The 25,180-nt window shown below is 66.6% G+C and carries 19 protein-coding genes; 15 read left to right on the forward strand and 4 right to left on the reverse strand.

Features of this window, described 5'->3' with window-relative positions; genetic code table 11:
• The first annotated feature begins 117 nt into the window (after positions 1 to 117).
• The 13 genes from BRO63_RS07510 to BRO63_RS07570 all read left to right on the forward strand — a co-directional run bounded on the left by BRO63_RS07510 (position 118) and on the right by BRO63_RS07570 (position 16,441).
• On the forward strand, positions 118 to 588 hold the full coding sequence (locus BRO63_RS07510; RefSeq protein ID WP_088139114.1) for an Lrp/AsnC family transcriptional regulator: 471 nt from the start codon (positions 118 to 120) through the stop codon (positions 586 to 588).
• Between the two features lie 328 nt (positions 589 to 916).
• Positions 917 to 3,784, forward strand: coding sequence for a 2-oxoglutarate dehydrogenase E1 component (locus BRO63_RS07515; protein ID WP_088139115.1), 2,868 nt, complete (start codon positions 917 to 919; stop codon positions 3,782 to 3,784).
• Positions 3,785 to 3,885: 101 nt separating this feature from the next.
• Entirely contained in the window at positions 3,886 to 5,112 is a 1,227-nt protein-coding gene (gene odhB, locus BRO63_RS07520) for a 2-oxoglutarate dehydrogenase complex dihydrolipoyllysine-residue succinyltransferase (RefSeq protein ID WP_088139116.1), read from the forward strand.
• A 117-nt stretch (positions 5,113 to 5,229) separates the two neighbouring features.
• The gene (lpdA, locus tag BRO63_RS07525; protein ID WP_088139117.1) at positions 5,230 to 6,657 is read left to right on the forward strand and encodes a dihydrolipoyl dehydrogenase; all 1,428 of its coding nucleotides are present in this window, start codon (positions 5,230 to 5,232) and stop codon (positions 6,655 to 6,657) included.
• Between the two features lie 76 nt (positions 6,658 to 6,733).
• The gene (gene zapE / locus BRO63_RS07530) at positions 6,734 to 7,825 is read left to right on the forward strand and encodes a cell division protein ZapE (protein ID WP_088139118.1); all 1,092 of its coding nucleotides are present in this window, start codon (positions 6,734 to 6,736) and stop codon (positions 7,823 to 7,825) included.
• A gap of 110 nt (positions 7,826 to 7,935) precedes the next feature.
• Complete coding sequence (locus BRO63_RS07535) at positions 7,936 to 8,469, forward strand: sigma-70 family RNA polymerase sigma factor (RefSeq protein ID WP_088139119.1); 534 nt, start codon at positions 7,936 to 7,938, stop codon at positions 8,467 to 8,469.
• Complete coding sequence (locus BRO63_RS07540; RefSeq protein ID WP_088139120.1) at positions 8,462 to 9,406, forward strand: FecR domain-containing protein; 945 nt, start codon at positions 8,462 to 8,464, stop codon at positions 9,404 to 9,406. The genes BRO63_RS07535 and BRO63_RS07540 overlap by 8 nt, the downstream gene beginning before the upstream one ends.
• A gap of 89 nt (positions 9,407 to 9,495) precedes the next feature.
• On the forward strand, positions 9,496 to 12,000 hold the full coding sequence (locus BRO63_RS07545) for a TonB-dependent siderophore receptor (protein ID WP_088139121.1): 2,505 nt from the start codon (positions 9,496 to 9,498) through the stop codon (positions 11,998 to 12,000).
• Between the two features lie 104 nt (positions 12,001 to 12,104).
• On the forward strand, positions 12,105 to 12,737 hold the full coding sequence (locus BRO63_RS07550; RefSeq protein ID WP_088139122.1) for a DUF4198 domain-containing protein: 633 nt from the start codon (positions 12,105 to 12,107) through the stop codon (positions 12,735 to 12,737).
• A 23-nt stretch (positions 12,738 to 12,760) separates the two neighbouring features.
• Positions 12,761 to 13,042 (forward strand): DUF3649 domain-containing protein, encoded by a 282-nt coding sequence (locus tag BRO63_RS07555; protein ID WP_179215052.1) that lies wholly within the window; start codon positions 12,761 to 12,763, stop codon positions 13,040 to 13,042.
• Entirely contained in the window at positions 13,039 to 14,712 is a 1,674-nt protein-coding gene (locus tag BRO63_RS07560; RefSeq protein WP_088139124.1) for a PepSY-associated TM helix domain-containing protein, read from the forward strand. Before BRO63_RS07555 ends, BRO63_RS07560 begins: the two co-directional genes overlap by 4 nt.
• The gene (locus BRO63_RS07565) at positions 14,709 to 15,032 is read left to right on the forward strand and encodes a DUF3325 domain-containing protein (RefSeq protein WP_088139125.1); all 324 of its coding nucleotides are present in this window, start codon (positions 14,709 to 14,711) and stop codon (positions 15,030 to 15,032) included. The genes BRO63_RS07560 and BRO63_RS07565 overlap by 4 nt, the downstream gene beginning before the upstream one ends.
• Before the next feature lie 56 nt (positions 15,033 to 15,088).
• Positions 15,089 to 16,441 carry a tryptophan--tRNA ligase gene (locus BRO63_RS07570; RefSeq protein WP_088139126.1) on the forward strand — a complete coding sequence of 451 codons (1,353 nt, stop codon included), beginning with the start codon at positions 15,089 to 15,091 and terminating at the stop codon, positions 16,439 to 16,441.
• Positions 16,442 to 16,475: 34 nt separating this feature from the next.
• Here BRO63_RS07570 and BRO63_RS07575 read toward each other — a convergent pair whose 3' ends face one another.
• The gene (locus tag BRO63_RS07575) at positions 16,476 to 16,982 is read right to left on the reverse strand and encodes a hypothetical protein (RefSeq protein WP_088139127.1); all 507 of its coding nucleotides are present in this window, start codon (positions 16,980 to 16,982) and stop codon (positions 16,476 to 16,478) included.
• A gap of 278 nt (positions 16,983 to 17,260) precedes the next feature.
• Positions 17,261 to 19,636, reverse strand: coding sequence for an RNA-binding transcriptional accessory protein Tex (tex, locus tag BRO63_RS07580; RefSeq protein WP_088139128.1), 2,376 nt, complete (start codon positions 19,634 to 19,636; stop codon positions 17,261 to 17,263).
• A 205-nt stretch (positions 19,637 to 19,841) separates the two neighbouring features.
• Here tex and BRO63_RS07585 point away from each other — a divergent pair, with 205 nt between their 5' ends.
• Positions 19,842 to 21,938, forward strand: coding sequence for an ATP-dependent DNA helicase (locus BRO63_RS07585; protein ID WP_088139129.1), 2,097 nt, complete (start codon positions 19,842 to 19,844; stop codon positions 21,936 to 21,938).
• A gap of 69 nt (positions 21,939 to 22,007) precedes the next feature.
• Here the strand turns inward: BRO63_RS07585 and BRO63_RS07590 are convergent, their stop codons facing one another.
• The gene (locus BRO63_RS07590; RefSeq protein ID WP_088139130.1) at positions 22,008 to 23,219 is read right to left on the reverse strand and encodes an MFS transporter; all 1,212 of its coding nucleotides are present in this window, start codon (positions 23,217 to 23,219) and stop codon (positions 22,008 to 22,010) included.
• Here BRO63_RS07590 and BRO63_RS07595 point away from each other — a divergent pair.
• On the forward strand, positions 23,140 to 24,246 hold the full coding sequence (locus BRO63_RS07595; RefSeq protein WP_088139200.1) for a GlxA family transcriptional regulator: 1,107 nt from the start codon (positions 23,140 to 23,142) through the stop codon (positions 24,244 to 24,246). The two genes, BRO63_RS07590 and BRO63_RS07595, sit on opposite strands and share 80 nt — an antisense overlap.
• A gap of 49 nt (positions 24,247 to 24,295) precedes the next feature.
• Here BRO63_RS07595 and BRO63_RS07600 read toward each other — a convergent pair whose 3' ends face one another.
• A complete protein-coding gene (locus BRO63_RS07600) occupies positions 24,296 to 25,054 on the reverse strand; it encodes an outer membrane protein assembly factor BamD (protein ID WP_256942918.1) in 759 nt (252 codons plus the stop codon).
• Positions 25,055 to 25,180 lie beyond the last annotated feature (126 nt).

A 25,180-nucleotide genomic window follows, 5' to 3' on the forward strand; every position in this document is an offset into this window, starting at 1 on the left:
CGTCAATTGCGTATTTTTATTGTTTAAAAGGAAAATAATTAAATAGGTTCAAGAAATTCTATTTAATATTTGAATATTGGATTCTTGATCGAAATTTAATTTTCAGGGACGTATCAAATGCCAGCCATTTCCAGCCTGGACCGCATCGATCGCAACATCCTGCGAGTCCTGCAGCAGGACGCCCAGATCACCAATCTGGAACTGAGCGCGCGCGTCCATCTCAGCCCGGCCGCCTGCCTGCGCCGCGTGGAAAAGCTCAAGAGCGAAGGCATCATCCGCAAGACCGTCGCCCTGCTCGAACCGGCGGAAGTGGACATGGGCACCCTGGTCATCGTGGGCGTGGTGCTCGACCGCTCCACGCCGGAGTCCTTCACGGATTTCGAAGCCGCGGCGCGCGGCATCAGCGGCTGTCTGGAATGCCACCTGGTTGCGGGCGAGTTCGACTACTTCCTGATGCTGCGCATCCGCGACCTGGAGCGCTTCAACAAGCTGCATGCGGGCGAGATCATCAAGCTGCCCGGCGTACGCCAGATCCGCACGTTTTTCGTCCTGAAAGAGATCCTGTCGACCACCGAATTGCCCGTATGAACGAGGCTAATGCGCAACACTGCCATTTCTGCCAGTGAAAATGATGCGGCGCGGCATTTTGGGTTGCCGGAAATTGAATGCGAGTAGACGGCGCAATGGAAGGGGTTGGCTGGACATTCCAATGCTGCATGACGGCATTCCGAATGCGCTTTTGCGTCACGCAAACGCAAGAAGACGTCCTTAAACTCAAAGGGCTATACTCTTATCCCATACGGCTTTTAAGGCTTGTACGCGCCTTCTGCCCCTGCTATCCGCTTAACGGGAAGCCCGTGTCGCGGAAGGTTTTCCTGCATCGTGTCGAGTGAAGCACTCGTAAAGGTGAAGCGATATGTCTTCGGAAATAGAATCTCTATCCACGTCTTATCTCTTTGGGGGTAACGCCCCTTATGTTGAGGAGCTTTACGAAGCCTACCTCGACAATCCCGGTTCGGTACCTGACAACTGGCGCGAATACTTCGACCAGCTGCAACACGCTCCCGCCACCGACGGCCAGGAATCCACCCGCGACCAGGCCCACGCTCCCATCGTCGAATCGTTCGCCCAGCGCGCCAAGGCCAATGCCTTCGTGCAACGCGCCGCCGAACCCGACCTGACCGTGGCCAGCAAGCAGGTTTCGGTGCAGTCGCTGATCGCGGCCTACCGCTCCCTGGGTTCGCGCTGGGCCGACCTGGATCCGCTCAAGCGCCAGGAACGTCCCCCGATCCCCGAACTCGATCCGGCCTTCTACGGCCTGACCGAAGCCGATCTGGACCAAACCTACTCGGCCACCAACACCTACTTCACGACCGCCAGCACGATGACGCTGCGCGACATCCTGAAGGCGCTGCGCGACACCTACTGCCGCAGCATCGGTGCCGAATTCACGCACATCTCCGACCCCGCCGCCAAGCGCTGGATCCAGGAACGCCTGGAAACCACCCTGGGCGCGCCCACCTACTCGGTCGAAGAAAAGCGCCACATCCTGCAGCAGCTGACCGAGTCCGAAGGCCTCGAGCGCTTCCTGCACACCAAGTACGTCGGCCAGAAGCGCTTCTCGCTGGAAGGCGGCGAAAGCTTCATCGCCTCGATGGACGAAGTGGTGAACCACGCCGGTGAAAACGGCATCCAGGAAATCGTGGTCGGCATGGCCCACCGCGGCCGCCTGAACCTGCTCGTGAACATCATGGGCAAGATGCCCGGCGACCTGTTCGCCGAGTTCGAAGGCAAGCACGCCGAAGGCCTGACCGACGGCGACGTGAAGTACCACAACGGCTTCTCCAGCGACCTGTCCACCCGTGGCGGCCCGGTCCACCTGTCGCTCGCGTTCAACCCGTCCCACCTGGAAATCGTCAACCCCGTGGTCGAAGGCAGCGTGCGCGCTCGCCAGGAACGCCGCGGCGACGCCGAAGGCAAGCAAGTGCTGCCGGTGCTGGTGCACGGCGACGCGGCCTTCGCCGGCCAGGGCGTGGTCATGGAAACGCTGAACTTGGCGCAAACCCGCGGCTACGGCACGGGCGGCACGCTGCACATCGTCATCAACAACCAGATCGGCTTTACCACGTCCGACCCGCGCGACTCGCGCTCGACGCTGTATTGCACCGACGTGGTCAAGATGATCGAAGCGCCGGTGTTCCACGTCAACGGCGACGATCCCGAAGCCGTGGTGTTCGTCACCAAGCTGGCGCTGGACTACCGCCTGCAGTTCCGCCACGACATCGTCGTGGACATCGTCTGCTTCCGCAAGCTGGGCCACAACGAGCAAGACACCCCGTCGCTGACGCAGCCCCTGATGTACAAGCGCATCGGCCACCACCCCGGCACGCGCAAACTGTATGCCGACAAGCTGACCACGCAAGGCGTGCTGGCCGAAGGCGAAGCCGATCAGCTCGTCAAGGACTACCGCCAGCTGATGGAAGACGGCCAGCGCACCATCGAGCCGGTGCTGACCGACTACAAGAGCAAGTACGCCATCGACTGGTCGCCGTTCCTGGGCGCCAAGTGGACCGACCAGGCCGACACCGCCGTGCCGCTGGCCGAACTCAAGCGCATCGGCGAACGCATCACCGCCGTGCCGGAAGGCTTCACGGTGCACCCGCTGGTCGCCAAGCTGCTGAACGACCGCCGCACCATGGCCAAGGGCGAAATGAACCTGGACTGGGGCATGGGCGAACACCTCGCCTTCGCCACCCTGGTGTCCTCGGGCTACGCCATCCGCATCACCGGCCAGGACTCGGGCCGCGGCACGTTCACGCACCGCCACGCCGTGCTGCACGACCAGAACCGCGAACGCTGGAACGACGGCACCTACATTCCGCTGCAGAATGTCTCGGAAGGCCAGGCTCCGTTCACCGTGATCGATTCCGTGCTGTCCGAAGAGGCGGTGCTGGCGTTTGAATACGGCTACTCCAGCGCCGAACCGAACACGCTGACCATCTGGGAAGGCCAGTTCGGCGACTTCGTCAACGGCGCCCAGGTCGTGATCGACCAGTTCATCAGCTCCGGCGAAGCCAAGTGGGGCCGCCAGTCGGGCCTGACCCTGATGCTGCCGCACGGTTACGAAGGCCAGGGTCCCGAGCACTCCTCGGGCCGCATCGAGCGCTTCCTGCAGCTGTGCGCCGACAACAACATGCAGGTGATCCAGCCGACCTCCGCGTCGCAGATCTTCCACGTGTTGCGCCGCCAGATGATCCGCCCGTTCCGCAAGCCGCTGGTGCTGTTCACGCCCAAGTCGCTGCTGCGCAACAAGGACGCCGGCTCCCCCCTGACCGATCTGGCGGGCGGCAGCTTCCGTCCGGTCATCGGCGAGGTCGACGAGGCCATCGACGCCAGCAAGGTCAAGCGCGTGCTGGCTTGCTCGGGCAAGGTCTACTACGATCTGGTCAACGCCCGCCGCGAGCGTGGCGCCGACAACGTGGCGATCATCCGCGTCGAACAGCTGTATCCGTTCGCGCACAAGTCGTTCGAAACGGAACTGCGCAAGTACCCGAAGGCAACCGAAGTGATCTGGGTTCAGGACGAACCGCAGAACCAGGGCGCCTGGTTCTACGTTCAGCATCATGTGTACGAAAACATGGTCGAAGGCCAGAAGCTGGGCTACGCCGGCCGCGCCGCGTCGGCATCGCCGGCCGTGGGCTACCTGGCCAAGCACCAGGAGCAGCAGAAGGCCCTGATCGAAACGGCCTTCGCGCCCAAGTTCAAGGTCATGTTGACGAAGTAACACTCGCTTGATGCACGCGCCGCGCGCGCAGGTTTCTGGAATTCCGATTCGAGGCTTGCCGCGCAGCGCGACCAGAACACAAACTTTACGGAACAAACAAAATGGCTATTACCGACGTCGTCGTCCCCCAACTCTCCGAATCCGTCTCCGAAGCGACGCTGCTGACCTGGAAGAAGCAGCCGGGCGCTGCCGTTGAAGCGGACGAAATCCTGATCGAAGTCGAAACCGACAAGGTCGTGCTGGAAGTGCCGGCTCCCGCCTCGGGCGTGCTGGCCGAAATCGTCAAGGGCGACGGCAGCACCGTCACCTCCGGCGAAGTGCTGGCCCGCATCGACACCGCTGGCAAGGCCGCCGTCGCCGCCGCCGCGCCCGCCGCCGAAGCGCCCAAGGCCGCTGAACAAGCCGCTGCCGCTCCCGCCGCTCCCGCTTCGTCGGCTGCCGCCGGCGTGGCTTCGCCCGCCGCCTCCAAGATCCTGGCCGAAAAGGGCGTCGACGCCGCTTCCGTGGCCGGCACCGGCCGTGACGGCCGCGTGACCAAGGGCGACGCCCTGGCCGCCAGCGCACCCGCCAAGGCCGCTCCGGCCAAGGCCGCCGCGCCGGTCGCGCCCCCGACGCTGTCGCTGGACGGCCGTCCGGAACAGCGCGTGCCGATGAGCCGCCTGCGCGCCCGCATCGCCGAGCGCCTGCTGCAATCGCAGCAGGAAAACGCGATCCTGACCACGTTCAACGAAGTCAACATGCAGGCCGTCATCGACCTGCGCAGCAAGTACAAGGACAAGTTCGAGAAAGAGCACGGCATCAAGCTGGGCTTCATGTCGTTCTTCGTCAAGGCTGCCGTTGCCGCGCTGAAGAAGTACCCGCTGATCAACGCCTCGATCGACGGCAAGGACATCATCTACCACGGCTACTTCGACATCGGTATCGCTGTCGGCAGCCCGCGCGGCCTGGTTGTGCCGATCCTGCGCAACGCTGACCAGCTGTCGATCGCCGACATCGAAAAGACCATCGCCGACTTCGGCCGCCGCGCCGCTGACGGCAAGCTGGGCATTGAAGAAATGACCGGCGGCACGTTCTCGATCTCCAACGGCGGCGTGTTCGGCTCGATGCTGTCGACCCCGATCATCAACCCGCCGCAATCGGCCATCCTGGGCGTGCACGCCACCAAGGATCGCGCCGTGGTTGAAAACGGCCAGATCGTCATTCGCCCGATGAACTACCTGGCGCTGTCCTACGACCACCGCATCATCGACGGCCGCGAAGCCGTGCTGGGCCTGGTCGCCATGAAGGACGCCCTGGAAGATCCGCAGCGCCTGTTGCTGGACCTGTAATCTCGACGCCCCGGCCCGGCGCCCAAGCGACCCCTGGGTCTTGCGGCGCCCCGGCCGGCTTCGTGCCGGCCCGCAGGGCGGGGCGTGCTCCACTCAATACCTCATCGCGAGAACACTATGTCCAAACAATTTGACGTCGTCGTCATCGGCGCGGGCCCCGGCGGCTACATTGCCGCCATCCGCGCCGCGCAGCTCGGCATGTCGGTGGCTTGCATCGACGCCTGGCAGAACGGCCAAGGCGGCCCGGCTCCCGGCGGCACCTGCACCAACGTCGGCTGCATCCCGTCCAAGGCGCTGCTGCAATCGTCCGAACACTTTGAGCAGGTCAATCACCACTTCGCCGACCACGGCATCGAAGTCAAGGGCGTCAGCCTGAAGCTCGACACGCTGATCGGCCGCAAGAATACGGTGGTGAAGCAGAACAACGACGGCATCCTGTACCTGTTCAAGAAGAACAAGGTCACCTTCTTCCATGGCAAGGGCGCGTTCGCCGGCCAGGTTGACGGCGGCTGGGCCATCAAGGTCACCGGCACCGCCGAGGAAGACCTGGTTGCCAAGCACGTGGTGGTCGCCACCGGTTCGTCGGCACGCGAGCTGCCCGGCCTGCCGTTCGACGAAAAGGTCGTGCTGTCCAACGACGGCGCGCTGAACATCGGCGCCGTGCCGAAGACGCTGGGCGTGATCGGCGCCGGCGTGATCGGCCTGGAAATGGGCAGCGTGTGGCGCCGCCTGGGTTCCGAAGTCACCATCCTGGAAGCGATGCCGGAATTCCTGGCCGCCGCTGACGGCCAAGTGGCCAAGGAAGCCCTGAAAGCCTTCACCAAGCAAGGCCTGAACATCCAGATGGGCATCAAGATCGGCGAGATCAAGGCGACCGCCAAGTCCGTCACCGTGCCTTATGTCGACGCCAAGGGCGCCGAGCAGAAGCTGGTGGTCGACAAGCTGATCGTCTCGATCGGCCGCGTGCCCTACACCGGCGGCCTGAACGCCGACGCCGTGGGCCTGAAGCTCGACGAGCGCGGCTTCGTCGCCGTGGACGGCGACTGCAAGACCAACCTGCCGAACGTCTGGGCGGTGGGCGACGTGGTGCGCGGCCCGATGCTGGCGCACAAGGCCGAGGAAGAAGGCGTGGCGGTTGCCGAGCGCATCGCCGGCCAGCACGGCCACGTCAACTTCGACACCGTGCCGTGGGTGATCTACACCTCGCCGGAAATCGCCTGGGTCGGCAAGACCGAGCAGCAGCTCAAGGCCGAAGGCCGCGAGTACAAGGCCGGCAGCTTCCCCTTCCTGGCCAACGGCCGCGCCCGCGCGCTGGGCGACACCACGGGCTTTGCCAAGGTGATCGCCGATGCCAAGACCGACGAGGTCCTGGGCGTGCACATCGTGGGCCCGATGGCCTCGGAACTGATCTCGGAAGCCGTGACCATCATGGAATTCCGCGGCGCCGCCGAAGACATCGCCCGCATCTGCCACGCGCACCCGACGCTGTCGGAAGCCGTGAAGGAAGCCGCATTGGCCGTGGACAAGCGCGCATTGAACTTCTGATACGCGCATAGCCGATGCAAGACGGGGGCGGGTTCACGGATCCGCCCTTTTTTCATTCTGCTTTACCTGCTCCCACATGAACGTCCGCGAATACTACGAACATGCCCTGGCCGAGCGCGGCTACAAGCCCGACGAAGCCCAGAAAAAGGCGATCGACCGGCTGCAGCGCTATTTCGACGAATGGGTCAAGTTCAAGTCGATGCGCTCGAACGCGCTGAAGAAGCTGCTGAACCGCCCTGACGTGCCGCGTGGCGTGTACCTGTGGGGCGGAGTGGGGCGGGGCAAGAGCTTCCTGATGGACGCCTTCTACGCCACCGTGCCCGTGGTGCGCAAGACGCGCCTGCATTTCCACGAGTTCATGCGCGGCGTGCACCGCGAACTCGAAGAAGTGAAGGGCATGCAGGATCCGCTGGACGAAGTCGCCAGGCGCGTGGCCAAGCGCTACCGCCTGATCTGCTTCGACGAGTTCCACGTATCCGACGTGGCCGACGCGATGATCCTGCACCGCCTGCTGTTCAAGCTGTTCGAGTACGGCACGTCCTTCGTGATGACGTCCAACTACGAACCCTCGACCCTGTATCCGGACGGCCTGCATCGCGACCGCATCCTGCCCGCCATCCAGTTGATCCAGGCGCGCATGGACATCATGAACGTGGATGCCGGCGTGGACTACCGCCGCCGCTCGCTGGAACAGGTGCAGTGTTATCACACGCCGCTGGACGAGCATGCCCAGCAGGCGCTGCAAAAGGCGTTCGACAGCCTGGCCGATACGCCGCCCCAGGACCCGGTGCTGCATATCGAGCACCGCGAGATCCGCGCGCTGGCGCTGGGCGGGTCGGTGGTGTGGTTCGACTTCGCCACGCTTTGCGGCGGACCGCGTTCGCAGAACGATTATCTGGAATTGGCCAACCGCTTCCACGCGGTGATCCTGTCGGGCGTGCCCCGCATGGGACCGCGCCAGGCCTCCGAGGCGCGCCGCTTCACCTGGCTGATCGACGTGTTCTACGACCACCGCGTCAAGCTCATCATGTCCGCCGAGTGCCAGCCCGAGGAAATCTATACCGAGGGTGCGCTGGCCAATGAGTTCCACCGCACCGTCTCGCGCATCCTGGAAATGCAGTCGCGCGAGTACCTGGAGTCGGAACGCCGGCACACCGTGTCGTTGTAGTCGCGCCGCATCTGTCCGGATTTTCCGGGCAGATCACGGTTGAAATTGGTAATACAAGTCATTATCAATTAAGATTTGGAGACTTCTGGTCCAGTACCGCAGTTTCCAACGTGTCTTCCACCCTCTTGTCCGCATCGGCCGCGCGCACCGACGCTTCCGCCGCGCCCGTCGATGGCCTGTACCGCGATCACCGCCCCTGGCTATTCGGTTGGCTGCGCCGCAGGCTGGGCTGCGAGCATCGCGCCGAAGACCTGGCGCAGGACGTGTTCCTGCGGGTGATCCAGGGCCGCAAGGCGGTACGCGCCGGCGAAGCCCGCGCGCTGCTGACCACCATCGCCCGCGGGCTGGTGGTGGATCACCAGCGGCATGCGGCGCTGGAGCGCGCGTATCTCGCCTATCTGGCCGCCATCCCCGAAGCCTATGCGCCGTCCCCCGAAGAACAGGCCGGGCAACTGCAATCGCTGGCGCGGCTGGACCGCCTGCTGGACGGATTGCCGCCCAAGGCTCGTTCCGCGTTCCTGCTGTCGCAGCTCGACGGGCTGACCTATCCCGAGATCGCCCAGCGGCTCGGGGTTTCCTTGAGTTCGGTGCAGCAGTACATGGTGCGCGCCATGACTGCATGCTATGCGGCGTTTGATGACTAGCGCCGCGGATCCGGTGGCGGAGCAGGCGATCGGCTGGTGGGTGCGGCTGCAATCCGGCCTGGCCGGCGTGGCGGAACGCCAGTCCTGTGAGGCATGGCTGGCGCAGGATCCCGCGCACCGTCAGGCCTGGGACCGCTTGCAGCGCATCAGCCAGGACGCGCGCCGCGTGCCGGCGGCGCTGGCGCATTCCGCGTTGTCAGCACCACGGTCGGCTGGCCGCCGCACGGTATTGCGCGGGTTGCTGGCCATCGGCGGCACGGCCTTTACCGGCTGGGCCGCATACCGCCACACGCCGTGGCAACGGCTGGCCGCGGACCTCAGCACCGGCGTCGGCGAGCGGCTGGCGGTGGCGGTGGCCGATGGGCTGCACATCACCTTGAACAGCGACAGCGCGGTGCGCCTGCACTTGCAGGGCGATGCGCGCGGCTTGGATCTGCTGCGCGGCGAAGTGCTGGTACGGACCGAAATGCGGCCCGACACGGCGGCGCTGCGCGTGGACACGGGGCATGGCGAGCTGCGCGCCGAACGGGCGCGCTTCGACCTGCGCCGTACCGCCGAAGGCGCGCGCGTGGGCGTGTACGAAGGCAGCGTGGTGTTGCTGCGCGCCGGCGTGGCCACGCATGCCGAAGCCGGTGAACGCCTGCAATTCTCCGAGCGCGGAGAGGTTGGCCGCCACGCCTCCGACCCTGACAGGCTGGCCTGGACCGATGGGCTGGTGGTGGCCAAGGACTGGCGCCTGGACTACTTCGCGCAATACCTGGCGCGCCAGCGCCTGGGCATGATCCGGGTGGATCCGGCGGTGGCCGGCCTGCGGCTGTCGGGCGTCTTCCCGCTGGACGACGCCGAGCGCGCGCTCAAGGCCCTGGAGCCAGCCTTGCCCATACAAGTGTTGCGGCATACGCGGTACTGGCTGCACGTCGGGCCGCGCGAGGCTTGAGCGTTACAAATTTTTTTTGCCTGAGGCTTGCAGGTTTTCCGATCCCGTACGGAAGGCAGGGATAGATACCACCGTACAGGGAGAGTTTTGTGTCCGCTTCATCTCACCCGCGCTTGCGCGCCCCTTTGTCCGCCGGCCGCATCGCCGTGCTGGCCGCCCTATGCGCGGGCGGGCTTGCCGCTGGCATGCCGCAGGCCTGGGCCCAGTCGGCGCCGGCCTCCGCGAACGCGCCGCGCAGCTACCAGATCGCTGCCGGCTCCTTGGCCGATGCCCTGACGCAGTTCGCGCGCAGCGCTGGCGTGGTCCTGTCGTTCGATCCCGCGCTGGTGCGCGGACGCCGCTCCGAAGGGCTGGACGGCGCCTATTCGCTGGGCGCGGGGTTCGCCCGCATCCTGGCGGGCAGCGGCCTGCAGGCGCGCGCGCAATCGGGCAATACCTGGACCCTGGTGCAGGTTGCCGCGCCCGCGGGCGACACGCCCACGCTGGCGCCGGTGACCGTGTCGGGCATGTCCGAAAGCGCAATCACGACGGTGGGTTATGTGGCCACGGTGAGCGCCAGCGCCACCAAGACCGACACGCCGCTGATCGAAACGCCGCAGTCGGTGTCGGTGGTCACGCGCGAGCAGATCACGGAGCAGGGCGCGCAGACGCTGAATCAGGTGCTGCGCTACACCGCGGGCGTGGCCACGGAATCGCGCGGCGCCACCGCCACGCGCCTGGACCAGTTCAGCGTGCGCGGCTTTTCGGCGTCGACCTACCTGGACGGCCTGCGGGTGTTCGGCGGCCGCGACGCCTTGCCGCAGGTGGACGCCTATCGCCTGGAGCGCGTGGACGTGCTGAAGGGCCCGGCCTCAGTCATGTACGGGCAGGGCGGTCCGGGCGGCGTGGTCAACCAGGTCAGCAAGCGCCCGCTGGAAGAGACGCTGCGCGAGGTCGAGGTGCAGGTCGGCAACTATGACTATCGCCGCGCCAACTTCGATTTCGGCGGTCCGGTGGATGACGAGGGCAAATTCCTGTACCGCCTGGTCGGCTCGGGCTATATGTCCGACGGCCAGGTCAAGGACACCAAGGAACGCCGCTACTTTGTGTCGCCGGCCTTTACCTGGAAGCCCAGCAGCGACACGACGTTGACGGTGCTGACGAACTTCCAGCGCGATCCCGACATGGGTTCCTACGGCAGCGTGCCGGCCATGCGCACGCTGCTTTCCGCGCCCGACGGCATCCGCCTGCCGGCCGATTACTACGACGGCGACGCCAATTTCGAAAAGAGCGACCGCAAGAGCTATTCGCTGGGCTATGTGCTGGAGCACCGCTTCAACGACAACATCAAGGCATCGCAAAGCCTGCGCTGGACGCGCGCGGAAGCGCAGTACCGCAGCATCTACGGCGCCATGACCAACAACTACGGCTACACCGACAAGACCTACCGCTACCAGCAGCGCGCATCGATCGCGACCGACGTGGACGTGGGCGCGCTGGTGCTGGACAACAACGTGCAGGCGCGCTTCAACACCGGTCCCTTCGCCCACACCACGCTGGTGGGCTTTGACTACCAGCACGTCAAGACCGACACGCTGTCCGGCTTCGGCACCGCGCCTGCGCTGGACGTGTTGAACCCGAATAACCGCCAGAACATTCCGGTGCCGGCGTTCTCGACGGACGCGACCAATAAGCAGTACCAGACCGGTCTGTACTTCCAGGACCAGATCAAGCTCGACCGCCTTTCGGTGTTGCTGGGCGGCCGTTACGACTGGTCGCGCACCGTGGGCGAAACCACCACGATCGCCACTGGACGGGTCGCGCCGTCCTCGCTGAACGCGGAGAAGTTCACGGGCCGTCTGGGCGTGATCTACAACTTCGACAACGGCGTGGCGCCGTACTTCAGCTATTCGGAGTCGTTCGAGCCGCAGTCGGGAACGGGTTGGCAGAACAAGCCGTTCAAGCCGATCGAAGGCAACCAGTACGAGGTCGGCATCAAGTACCAGCCGCCGGGCAGCGCGACGCTGCTGTCGGTCGCGGCGTTCGACATCCGCCGCGAGAACATGACGACCACCGATCCGGATCCGACCCACATCTGCGGGACGGCCGGCGGACGCTGCTCCATCCAGGCGGGCGAGCTGCGCACGCAGGGCATCGAATTCGAAGCCAAGACCGAGCCCCTGCGCGGGCTGACGCTGGTGGCGGCGTACTCCTTGATGGACAACGAGTATTCCAAGGGCTATCCCAACGCCGCGGGCATGAACCTGAAGGGCAAGACGCCCGTGGGCGTGCCTTCGCAACAGGCGTCGGCCTGGGCCCGCTACCAATTGCAGGACGGTTCGCTGGCGGGCATGGGCGTGGGGGGCGGCGTGCGCTACATCGGTTCCTCGTACGGCAACGAGACCAACACGCTGAAGGTGCCGTCGGTCACGCTGTTCGACCTGATGCTGGATTACGACCTGGGCCGCGCCTCGCCGTCGCTCAAGGGCATGCAGGTGGCGCTGAACGTGCAGAACCTGTTTGACAAGGAATACATCGCGTCGTGCTCGGGCGAGTCCTGGTGCTGGTATGGCTATCAGCGCTCCATCAAGGCCAGCCTGCGCTATCGCTGGTAAGACTTGCCGCTATTTCGAAGTGAGAATGGTTATAATTTAAAACCCTCCGAATCGGGTCCTGGCCGCGGGGCTGGCCCGATCCGGTCCTCTAAAGGAAATCAACAATGACATTCGCAAGAACCTTGGCCGCCATCGCCCTCATGGGCGCGGCGGGCGCCGCGCAGGCGCATTTCGTTTGGCTGGAACGCAGCGCCGAGGGACCGGCCAAGGCGTACTTCGGGGAATGGGCGGACGACGTGCGCGAAAAGCGCGACGGCCTGCTCGGCAAGATCATGGTGGCGCCTGTCGTGACGGGCACCGACGGCAAGGCGCTGAAGGCCTCGGGCGAGGGCGCGGACTTCCTGGAATTCGCGGCGGCAGGCAAGGGCGACGTGCGCCTGCGCCAGGCCTACCAGTTCAAGGACACCCTGGTGCAGTACGGCGCCAAGGCGGGCCGTGCGGACACCGAGGGCAAGCTGGACCTGGAACTCGTGCCGGTCGCGGCCGGGACCAACGCCTTCGTGCTGCAGTTCAAGGGCAAGCCGCTGGCCAAGACCGAAGTCACCGTGTTCGGCCCGCCCAAATGGGAGAAGCGCTTCCACAGCGATGAAAACGGCCGCATCGAAATCACCACGCCGTGGCCCGGCCAGTACGTGCTCGAAGCCGCCCACGTCGAGGACAAGGCGGGCGAGGCCGACGGCAAGGCATACGCCAAGATCCGCTACGTTTCCACCACTACCTTCAACGTGTCCCAGTGAAAGCTCCCGCTGCCGGCGCAGGCATGATGCGCTACCGTCTGGCCGTCTTTTCCAGGGCGGCGGCCGCCATCCTGGGCGGCTACGTCCTGGCGTCGGCGGCAGCCGCCTGCCTGGCGATCTGGCTGCCCATGCGGCGGCCGGACGCCGTGGTCACGGCGCAGATGCTGTCCTTCGTGTTCTACGCCTGCGGCGTGATCTGGGTGTTCGCCACGCGCAATGCCTGGCGCGCCTGGGCCGGCGTGCTGTTGCCCGCCGCCTTGATGGGTGCGCTGTTCCTGGCCGGCCGGACCATGGGGGCGGCATGAAGGCGAAAGTGGACAAGGCGCCAGGCGAGGAAGGCCTGCGCCAATCCATGTCGTGGCTGCACACCTGGTCGGGGCTGATCTTCGGCTGGGTGCTGTTCGCGATGTTCCTGACCGGCACGCTGGCGTTCTTCCGGCCCGAGATCACGGCCTGGATGCAGCCCGAGATCCAGGTGCGGCCCGCGCCTGCCGCGCAGTCCGTGACGGCTGCGCAGCGCTACCTGAGCGAACATGCGCCGGACGCCACGCGCTGGTTCATCACGCCGCCGTCCGACCGCGAGCCGTCGATCCAATTGCTTTACCAGGTGCCCAAGCCCAAGCCCGGCGAACGCGGCTTCGTGCGCGTGAAGCTGGACCCGGCCACCGGCCAGGCCGTGACCGCGCGAGAGACGCGCGGCGGCGACTTCTTCTACCGCTTCCATTTCGAACTGGAAACCGCGTTTCCCTGGGGACGCTGGCTCGCCAGCATCGCCGGCATGTTCATGCTGGTGGCCATCATCAGCGGCATCATCACCCACAAGAAGATCTTCACCGATTTCTTCACCTTCCGGCCCAGAAAGGGCGGGCAGCGCGCCTGGATGGACGGCCACAACGCCTTGTCGGTGCTGGGGCTGCCGTTCCATCTGATGATCACGTTCAGCGGGCTGGTGCTGTTCATGGCCATGCTGATGCCGGCCGGCATATTGGCCGTTTACGAGAGCCCGCGCCAGTATTCCGACGACGTCTTCAAGTCGTTCAAGATCACCCCCCCGCGCAACGAGCCCGCGCCGCTGCTCGCGCTTGCGCCGCTGGTGGAGCAGGCGCAGCAGCATTGGCAAGGCAGGGTGGGGCGCGTCACCGTCAATCACCCAGGCGATGCCGGCGCGACCGTGACCCTGGTGCGCGACGCCGCCGATGGCGTGTCGTTCGGCAAGCTGGCGCCCTATATGCGCTTTGACGGCGTCACGGGCGCGCTGCAGGAAAGCGAGGACGAAGTCGGCGCCACGGCGCGCACCGCCGGCGTCATCGTCGGCCTGCACCTCGGCCTGTTTGCCGAACCGTTCCTGCGCTGGCTTTATTTCCTGGTCAGCATGGCGGGCACGGCCATGGTCGGCACGGGCATGGTCCTGTGGATCGCCAAGCGGCGCCAGAAGGCGCGTCCGGGCGCGCGTGAAGCGTTCTCGCTGCGGCTGGTGGATGCGCTCAATGCCGGCACGATCGCGGGTCTGTTCATCTCGGTCGCGGCCTTTTTCTGGGCCAACCGCCTCTTGCCCGCGGATCTGCCGGGCAGGCAGTTCTGGGAATCGCGCGCCTTCTTCGCCGCCTGGGGACTGTCGCTGGTCTACGCCTTCCTGTTCCAGCACCGCAAGTGGCGCGATCTGCTGGCCGCCGCAGCCGTTGCCCTGGCGCTGGTGCCCGTGGTCAACGTCCTGACGACTGCGCGCCATCTGGGCGTGTCGCTGCCGGCGGGCGACTGGGTCATGGCCGGTTTCGATCTGACCTGCCTGGCAGGGGCGCTGCTGCTGGCCTGGATGGCCCGCAAGGCCGCCCGCGCCGGCAAGGCGGCTGCCAGGGCGCCAATCAAGGGGACGGCCAAAGGGGCCGCCAAGGCGAACGTAGCCGCCAAGCCCGCCGTGCAGCCGCAGACTTCTCCTGTCCAGCCCGCCTACGAACCTAGAGGGGATACGCCATGACGCTAGCCGCCTTCTGCCTGGCCTATGCGGGCTTTTCCGCCCTGTGCCTGGGCATGGACCGTCACTACGAGGACCTGTTCGACCGCGCCTTGCCCCGCCGCCATCGCCTGCCCTTGCGCCTGTTCGGCTGGGTGGCGCTGGCCCTGTCCCTGTGCGCTTCGGCGGCGGTCTGGGGCTGGAGCTACGGCACGGTCGAATGGATCGGCATTCTCAGCATTGCCGGACTGCTGCTGATCTGGTTCCTGACGTTCCGGCCGCGCGCCGCGCTGACCGCCGGCGGCCTGTGCGCGCTGGCGGCGCCGGTACTGGCCGTTCTGTAGCCGCCCGTCCGGCACGTTACACTGGGCGTTTCCCCTAGCAAACGCCTCTTCGCCTCATGAATACCCGCGTCCTTACCGGCATCACCACCTCTGGAACTCCCCACCTCGGCAATTACGCGGGCGCGATCCGTCCCGCCGTCCAGGCCAGCGCGCAGCCCGGCGTGGACGCATTCTTCTTCATGGCGGACTACCACGCCCTTATCAAGTGCGACGACCCCGCCCGCGTGGCCCGCTCGCGCCTTGAAATCGCCGCGACCTGGCTGGCGGTGGGCCTGGACCACGAGCGCGTGACCTTCTACCGCCAATCGGACATCCCCGAGATCCCCGAGCTGACCTGGCTGTTGAATTGCGTCACGGCCAAGGGCCTGATGAACCGGGCGCATGCCTACAAGGCGTCGGTGGACCAGAACACGGAAAAGGGCCTGGAGCCGGACGATGGCGTGACCATGGGCCTGTTTTCGTACCCGGTGCTGATGGCCGCGGACATCGTCATGTTCAACGCCAACAAGGTGCCGGTGGGCCGCGACCAGATCCAGCATCTGGAAATGGCGCGCGACATCGCCCAGCGCTTCAACCACCTTTATGGCCGCGACTACTTCACGCTGCCGGAAGTCGTGATCGAAGAAGACGTGGCGACCTTGCCGGGCCTGGACGGCCGCAAGATGTCCAAGAGCTACAACAACACCATTCCGCTGTTCGAGGGCGGCGCCAGCGCGCTGCGCGCGGCGGTGATGCGCATCGTGACCGATTCGCGCGCGCCGGGCGAGCCCAAGGACGCCGAAAACTCGCACCTGTACACCATCTACCGCGCCTTCGCCACGCACGAGCAAGCCGCCGCGCTGCGCAAGCAGCTCGAAGAGGGCATGGGCTGGGGCGAAGCCAAGCAGGCGCTGTACGACCATCTGGAAAACCTGCTGGCGCCCATGCGCGAGAAGTACTTCGACCTGATGGCCAACCCCGGCCGCATCGAAGACATCCTGCAGGCCGGCGCCGCCAAGGCGCGCAAGCTGGCTACGCCGTTCATGCAGGAACTGCGCCAGGCCGTGGGCCTGCGCAACCTGGAAGCCGGTTCCGGCGCCAAGGCCGCGCAGCCCAAGAAGGAAAAGGGCAAGGGCGCGCGCTTCGTCAGCTTCCGCGATGAAGACGGCGGCTTCCGTTTTCGCCTGCTGGCCGCCGACGGCGAGGAACTGCTGCTGTCGCAGCGCTTCGCCGATCCGAAGGAAGCTGGCGCCGCCATGCGCCGTCTGCAGGCCGAACCGGCGGATGTGGCGCTGCAGGCCGACGGGCAGGGCTATGCCGCGATGATCGACGGCGTGGCCGTGGCGACCGCGCCGACGGGCGCGCAGGACGAATCCGGCGCCTTGCTGGCGCGCGCGCGCGCCGCGCTGTCGTCGCTGTCGCAGGAATAAACCCAAGGGGCCGGCGCAATGCCGGCCCGGCTGCCTAAGCGGCGCGGGCGTTGGCCACGATGCGTCCGTCGCGCACCTGGAAGCGCTGGGCGCTGCCCTGGCCGGCGATCTCAAGCATGTCGCCTTCCGTGTAGCCCGTGACGTTCGGGCAGTCCAGCCATTCCGGGTTGATGAACGGGAAGTACTTCAGCGTGCCGCTGCCCTGGCTGGCGAAATCGAAAGTGGTGTTGGCGACCACTTCCGGATCCCATTGGCTGGCGTCGAAGGTCAGCGCGCAACCCGCGCCGATGCGGTAAGTGATGCTGGCTCCCATGCTGGCGAATCCCAGCGCGCCGACGTGCAACTGCGCGCCATTGCTCAATTCGATGACGCGGCTGCCCAGCCGCTCCAGCGTGATGTGCTTGAAGCTCACTTCGGCGCCGTCGACAAGCAGGTGCGAATACTGGCCCAGGGTGATTTCGCTGTAGGCGCCGCTGGCGTTGGCTTGCTCGGCGGTGATGGTTGCCGTTTCATTGGCGGCAAGCGTGATGGTATGGGGCATGGCTGGGCAGATCTCCGGTCGTTCGGGGCAGGGCGCTGTCGTTCTTGTGCTGCTCCCCGGCAGGCGCTGCGCGCCATGGCTCGCCTGCTCGCGGGGGGCTTGTGTCGCTTTGCGGCCTGGCGCCGCCGGGTCTTATTATTTAGACACAATTAGATATTTTCTATCATTTTTGATAGTTGCGGCTTGAGCGAACACAAGTAAGCCGTCGCTTTACGGGTAAGCCCTAGGTAAAAAAAACCGGCGCCCCAGGCGCCGGTCTTTCGTTGAGCGACTTACGCTCAGCGCTTGAGCTTGGCGAACGCATCCGCCATGGCGCTGTTCATGCCGGCGCCGGCCCCGGAACCGCCGCGGCCGCCGTCGCCTTGCGGGCGGCGGTTGCGGTCGGCGCCCTTGGGCGCGTCGCCGCTGCGGCGAGCGGGAGCCGCGGTGTCGTTCATGCGCATGGTCAGCGCGACGCGCTTGCGCGCCACGTCCACTTCCAGCACCTTCACGCTGACCGTCTGGCCCACGCGCACGACGTCGCGCGGATCCTTCACGAACTTCTCGGCCAGGGCCGAGATGTGGACCAGGCCGTCCTGGTGCACGCCGATGTCCACGAACGCGCCGAAGTTGGCCACGTTGGTCACCACGCCTTCCAGCACCATGCCGGGGTACAGGTCGTTGAGGGTCTCGACGCCTTCCTTGAACTGCGCCGTCTTGAACTCCGGACGCGGATCGCGGCCGGGCTTTTCCAGTTCGGCGAAGATGTCGCGCACCGTCGGCAGACCGAAGCGCTCGTCGGTGAAGTCCGACGGCGACACGCCCTTGAGGGCTTCGCGCTGGCCGATGATCTGCTTCACCTCGGCCTTGATCTTGGCGACGATGCGTTCGACCACCGGATAGGCTTCGGGGTGGACCGACGAGGCGTCCAACGGGTTGTCGCCGTTGGGGATGCGCAGGAAGCCCGCAGCTTGTTCAAAGGCCTTGTCGCCGAAGCGCGGCACCTTGCGCAGGATTTCGCGGGTCGGGAAGGCGCCGTTCTCGTCGCGCCAGGCGACGATGTTCTTGGCCAGCAGCGAATTCAGGCCGGACACGCGGGCCAGCAAGGCTGCCGACGCGGTATTCACGTCCACGCCCACGGCGTTCACGCAATCCTCGACCACGGCGTCCAGCGAACGCGCCAGCTCGCGCTGGTTGACGTCGTGCTGGTACTGGCCCACGCCGATGGCCTTGGGATCGATCTTGACCAGTTCGGCCAGCGGATCCTGCAGGCGGCGGGCAATGGACACCGCGCCGCGCAGGGTGACGTCCAGGTCGGGGAATTCGAGCGCGGCGGTTTCGGAGGCGGAATAGACGGAGGCGCCGGCTTCGGAAACCACCACGCGGGTGACCTTCAGGTCCGGGAAGCGTTCCATCATGTCGCCCACCAGCTTTTCGCTTTCGCGCGAAGCGGTGCCGTTGCCGATGGCGATCAGGTCGACCTTGTGGCGGGCCACCAGGGCGGCCAGCGTGTTGATGGTGCCTTCGCGGTCGCGGCGCGGCTCAAACGGGTAGACCGTGGTGGTGTCCACGACCTTGCCGGTCTGGTCGATTACCGCGACCTTGCAGCCGGTGCGGATGCCGGGGTCCAGGCCCAGCACGGCCTTGGGGCCGGCGGGCGCGGCCAGCAGCAGGTCCTTCAGGTTGGCGGCGAACACGCGGATGGCTTCGGTTTCGCCGCTTTCGCGCAGGCGGCCGATCAGCTCGCTTTCGAACGCAGTCAGCAGCTTCACGCGCCAGGTCCAGCGGCAGACTTCGCCCAGCCAGCGCGCGCGCGGCGTGGCGTCCAGTGCGAACAGGCCGTTGCCCAGCTTGAGGAAGCCGGCGATGCGGGCCACGCAGGGATGCGGCGTCTGCGCTTCCAGTTCGGCTTCCAGGCCCAGGCGCAGTTCCAGCACGCCTTGCTGGCGGCCGCGCAGCAGCGCCAGGATGCGGTGCGAGGGCAGGGTGCGCAGCGGTTCGTTGAAGTCGAACCAGTCGCGGAAATTGGCGCCCTCGGTCTCCTTGCCGTCGACCATCTTGGAATGGATCAGTCCGGTGGACCACAGGTGTTCACGCATGTCGGCCAGCAGGTCCGCGTTTTCCGCGTAGCGCTCGGCCAGGATGTCGCGCGCGCCGTCCAGCGCCGCCTTGGCGTCGTTGATGGACGCTTCGGGATTCAGGTATTGCGCGGCCAGCGCGGCGGGGTCGCAGGCGGGATCGGCCAGGATGCCGTCGGCCAGCGGCTCCAGGCCCGCTTCGCGGGCGATCTGGGCGCGGGTGCGGCGCTTGGGCTTGTACGGCGCGTACAAGTCTTCCAGGCGCTGCTTGGTGTCGGCCGTGGCGATTTCCTGCTGCAGCGCTTGCGTGAGCTTGCCCTGCTGCGAGATGGATTCAAGAATGGAGCCGCGGCGTTCTTCGAGTTCGCGCAGATAGCCCAGGCGCACTTCGAGGTTGCGCAGCACGGTATCGTCCAGGCCGCCGGTGGCTTCCTTGCGATAGCGGGCAATGAACGGCACGGTGGCGCCATCGTCCAGCAGTTCCACCGCCGAAGCGATCTGGGAGGCGCGCGTGCCCAGCTCGGTGGCGAGCTGCGCGACGATGCGGGCGTTGTCGACGCCGGCGGCGACGTACGTGATAGCGGAAGTTTCAGACATCTCGATACGACGACAAAAAGGAAAAACAAGGGGCGGATTGTGCCATAAGCCGCTGTTACAAAACGTGCCAGGATGGGCGGATATGTCCCCCTTGCGGCGGCATGGCGGCCAATCCGCGGCCCGGCAGCGGGTATCATTTGGTCCTTTCCCACACATGTGTCTGGCGCCCGAACCGCAACCGGCACCGGTTCACCGTTGACTCGCTATGCTGGACCTGGATATCTCCGAATTCTTTGACGCCGAGGGCCCCTTGGCCACGGCCTTGCCCGGCTACAAGCCGCGACCGTCGCAGATCGAACTCTCGCAGGCCATAGGGCTGGCCATCCAGGACCGCGCCACCTTGGTGGCCGAGGCGGGCACCGGCATCGGCAAGACCTGGGCCTATCTTGTACCCGCCTTCATCCAGGGCGGCAAGGTGCTGATTTCCACAGGCACGCGCACGCTGCAGGACCAGCTTTTCGCCCGCGACCTGCCGCGCGTGCGCGCCGCGCTGGCCGCGCCGGTGACCGCCGCGCTGCTCAAGGGCCGCGGCAACTACGTCTGCCACTACCACCTGGACCGTCTGCAGGGCGACGAGCGCGCCTTGAAGTCGCGCACCGAGATCCAGCAGCTGCGCCAGATCCAGGTATTCGCTGGCATCACCAAGACCGGCGACCGCAGCGACCTGGCGCAGGTGCCTGAAGACGCCGACATCTGGCAGCGCGTGACCTCCACGCGCGAGAACTGCCTGGGCCAGGAATGTCCGCGCATCCGCGATTGCTTCGTGGTGAAGGCGCGCCGCCAGGCGCAAGAAGCCGATGTGGTGGTCGTCAACCACGCCCTCTTCATGGCCGACCTGGTGCTGCGCGAAGAAGGCGTGACCGATCTGCTGCCCGAAGCGGACACCGTGATCTTCGACGAAGCGCACCAGTTGCCGGACACCGCCACCCGCTTCCTGGGCAGCAGCGTGTCCACGCACCAGCTGCTGGATTTCGGCCGCGCGCTGGAAGCAGCCGGCCTGGCCTATGCGCGCGAAGCCGCCAAATGGAGCGACGTCAGCCGCCATGTGGAAACGGCGGCGCGCGAGCTGCGCCTGGTCTGTGCGCCGTTGGACCGGATGCCCGGCCGCAAGGCCACCTTCGAGGCCATCCCCAATCCCGAGGAATTCGACGAGGCGCTGATGGCGCTGCGCGAAGCCGTGGACGGCGCGGCGAAGGCGCTGGGCGCGGTGGCCGAAAAGCACCCGGACCTGATGGCCGCCGCGCGCAGCGGCGCCGAGATCTCGGTGCGCCTGAAGCGCTGGGCCACGCCGGGACGGGCGGGCGCGGACTATTCCGAGGAAGGCTGGGGCCGCGACGACCAGGCGCCCGAGCCTGCGGTGCAATCCGCGCTGGGCGACGGGCTGTCCACGCCCGCCGCCCTCCTGGAGGGCGCAGCGGCGGCGGCCCAATGGACCGGCCCGGCGGTACGCTGGGTCGAGCACGGGCAGCATCACGTGCGCCTGCATTCGGCGCCGCTGTCGGTGGCCCAGGCTTTTTCCAAGTACCGCAAGCCGGGCCAGGCCTGGATCATGACCTCGGCCACCTTGTCCGTGAACGGCGAGTTCACCCACTTCACCAGCCAGCTGGGGCTGGAGAAGGCGCGCACGGGCAAATGGGAATCGCCCTTCGACTACCCCGAACAGGCCCTGCTGTTCGTGCCGCGCGGCATGCCCGAACCGCAATCGCCGCAGTTCCTCGATCGTTTCGTGCAGACGCTGCTGCCCTTGCTGGAAGCCAGCCCAGGCGGCACGCTGGTGCTGTGCACGACGCTGCGCGCCGTGGACAAGGTCGCCAACCTGCTGGCCGACGCCTTTGATGATGCCGGCCACGAATGGCCCTTGCTCAAGCAGGGCGAGGGCACGCGGCGCGACCTGCTGGACCGCTTCTGCAAGCTGGAGCATCCCGTGCTGGTGGGCAGCGCCAGTTTCTGGGAAGGCATAGACCTGCCCGGCGACGTGCTGACGCTGGTGGCGATCGACAAGCTGCCGTTTGCGCCGCCCGACGATCCGGTCATCGAGGCGCGGCTGCGCGCGTGCCGCGCGCATGGCGGCAATCCCTTTGCGGAGTACCAGTTGCCCGAAGCCGCGATTTCGCTCAAGCAGGGCGCCGGCCGCCTGATCCGCACGGAATCGGATTGGGGCGTGCTCATGGTGGGCGACGCGCGGCTGGTCGAAAAGCCTTATGGCAAGCGCCTGTGGCGCGGGCTGCCGCCGTTCGCGCGGACGCGCGAGCTGGAAGAGGTGCTGGCGTTTTACCGGCGCAAGCAGGAACCGCGGGACTAGCGGCCGTTCACGGCACAATGAGCCGGCCCTGGGGACCGCCCGCGCCAGCGGGCACCCCTGCCAGCCGCGTCAGGCCGCGACCCGTTCCGTCCGCCGCGACATCGCCCACCAACCGGTCATGACCGCGGCCAGGCCCACGATGGGCAGCATGGCGGCATTCAACGTTTCCCAGCCCATGCGCGCGAGCGCCGGACCCGCGGCCAGCGTGGCCAGGGCGGTGGTGGCATAGCGCAGCATCTCGGCGGCCCCCTGTACGCGCGCCCGTTCGGCGGGGCGGTAGGACTGCGCCAGCAGCGTGGTGCCGCCGACGAACATGAAGTTCCAGCCCACGCCCAGGCAGAACAATGCCGCGTGGAAGGCCGTGAGCGACGTCGACTGCATTGCGATCAGCGAGCAGGCGGCGTTCAGCGCCATGCCCATGCCGAGCACGCGGGGCAAGCCCAACCGGTTGATCAGCGCGCCGGCGAAGAAGGCCGGCGCATACATGCCGATCAGGTGCCACTGCATGATGCTGGCGCCGTCGGCGATGCTGTGCTGGCAGGCCACCGCGGCCAGCGGCGCCGCCGTCATGACGAACATCATCGACACCGAACCCACGACGTTGTTGGCCAGGGCCGCCACGAAAATCGGCTGCCGCATGACCTCGCCCAAAGGACGGGCCGGCAGGCCCGCGGCCTGCGTGTCGGCGGGCTGGCCGCCATCGCCCTCCTGGTCGCGGTAGGCGATGAGCAGCAAGGCGCTGGCCGCTCCCAGCAGGGCCACCATCAGATAGGCGCCGGAAAAGATCGCGGCGGGGAAAATGTCCTTGGCCCAGGCCGCCAGCGCCGGCCCCGCGATGGCGGCGATGACGCCGCCCGTCAGGACCACGGAAATGGCGCGGCTCTTGGCCTCGGCGGGCACCGCGTCGGCGGCGGCCAGCCGGTAGTACTGCGCAAAGGCCTGGAACACGCCGACCAGCGCCGTGCCCAGGCAGAAGAACCAGAAATCGCTGGCGAAGACCGCGCCCACGGAAATCAGCCCGCCGGCCGCGCCCGCCAGCGATCCCAGCATGAAGCCCGCGCGGCGGCCGATGCGCTGCATGAGCAGCGATGCATACCAGGTGACCGCGGCGCCCGCCACCGTGATCAGCGCGAAGGGCAGCGTCGCCAGCGCCGGATGCGGCGCCAGCATCTGGCCGGTCAGCGCCGTCAGGGTCAGGTCGATGGAGATCGCCGCGATGTACAGGCCCTGGCAGACGGCGAGGATGCGGGCATTGCGCAGGCCGCGCGAGGAGGAGGTCATGGCTGTGGGAGTCCGGAGGATTGACAGCCCCCACTCTAGCGGCGGACACTTTGGCAAGAATGACTATTTTCCCTCTTTTCTGGCCGTGACTCATCGCGTCTGCATCCTGCCCGTGCCCAACTTCCAGCTGCTCGACATGGCCGGGCCGCTGTCGGTCTTCCAGATCGCCGCCGAACTGGTGCCGGGCGCCTACGAGGTGGCGGTGGCGTCGGCCGAGGGTGGCCTGGTCCGCTGCTCGGCCGGCGTGGCCGTGCAGACGCGGTCCTGGCGCGGCCTGCGCGCCGACACCGTGCTGGTGCCTGGCGGGCAGGGCGCGCGCGAACCTCGGGCGGCCCCCGCCATGCTGGCTTATCTGCGCGCCGCGCATGCGCGCGGGCGGCGCGTGGCCAGCGTCTGCACCGGCGCTTTCGTGCTGGCGCAGGCCGGCATCCTGCAGGGGCGGCGCGTGACCACCCACTGGCGCCACGCCGCCGAACTGCAGCAGCGCCATCCCGCCCTGGCGGTGGAGGCGGACCGCATCTATGTCGAGGACCGCGCGGTCTGGACCTCGGCGGGCATCACCGCCGGCATCGACCTGGCGCTGGCCATGGTGCAGGCGGACCACGGCGAGGCGGTCGCCCGCGCCACCGCTCGGGAGATGGTGGTCTATCACCGGCGCACGGGCGGGCAGTCGCAGTTCTCGGCGCTGCAGGATCTGGCGCCGGCCAGCGGACGCATGCGCGAGGTGCTGGCCCATGTGGGCCAGCACCTGGACGAAGTCCTGGACATCGAGCGCCTGGCCGGCGTGGCCTGCCTGAGCCCGCGCCAGTTCTGCCGCCAGTTCAAGCTGGAAACCGGGCAGACCCCGGCCAAGGCCGTGGAGCGCGTGCGCGCCGAGGCCGCCCGCGAACTGGTCGAGGAGGGCGAGGCCGGCATGGATGCCATCGCGCGCCGGGTGGGCTTCGGCGATACGGAACGCATGCGCCGCGCCTTCATCCGCATCTACGGGCAGCCGCCGCAAGCCCTGCGCCGCGCCGTGCCGGCATGAAAAAGCCCCTGCATGGCAGGGGCTTGGTCCAGGCTGGAGAAACGGCGCGTCAGTTGAACGGGTTCCACCAGCTCCGGTCGGCCTTCAGGCCCTTGGTCTTGAATTCGCTGTTGGGGAAGTTCTTGTCGTACACGCGCTGCGAGTCGTTCTTCAGCTCGGTCAGGCCGAGCTTGTCGTAGGACTCGACCATCAGATAGAGCGCTTCCTCGGTGGCGGGGGCGCCTTCGAAGTCGGTGATGACGGTCTGCGCGCGGTTGGCCGCGGCCACGTAGGCGCCGCGCTCGTAGTAGTAGCGGGCGACGTGCACTTCGTTCATGGCGATGGTGTTGACCAGCCAGGCGACGCGCTTCTCGGCATCCACCGTGTACTTGCTGTCGGGGTAGCGCTTGATCAGCTCGTTGAACGCGTCGTAGGACGCGCGCAGGCCCTTGGGATCGCGCTCGGCGGGATCCTGGCCGGTGATGTTGCTCATGAAGGCGCTGGCCGGGGTGAAGTTGATCAGGCCCTTCAGGTAGAGGGCGTAATCGGTGCCAGGATGGTTGGGGTAGAGCTGCTGGAAGCGGTCGATGGCGGCCAGGGCCTGTTCGTTTTCGCCGTCCTTCCAGTTGACGTAGGCAAGCTCGAGCAGGGCTTGCTGCGCGTAGACGCCGAAGGGGTAGCGGCTTTCGATCGCGGTCAGGCGTTCGCGCGCTTCTTTCCAGCCGCCCGAGGCCATTTCCGCCTTGGCGTCCGCGTAGAGCTGTTCGGCGCTCCAGTTGGTGGTCTTGTCATACTTGCTGTTGGTCGAGCCGCAACCGGCAATGACCATCACGGCGAGCAGCGCGATAACCACGCGCAAGACCGGCCCGCTTCGGGAGGCGGGATTCGAGGGAGCTGCGGAGTGGTGAATCACGAGAATCGTATCCTTGGTGTTAGCATGCAAGGCTGATTATAT

The organism is Achromobacter xylosoxidans (assembly GCF_002192695.1).
In the GTDB taxonomy this organism is placed as follows: domain Bacteria; phylum Pseudomonadota; class Gammaproteobacteria; order Burkholderiales; family Burkholderiaceae_B; genus Achromobacter; species Achromobacter xylosoxidans_C.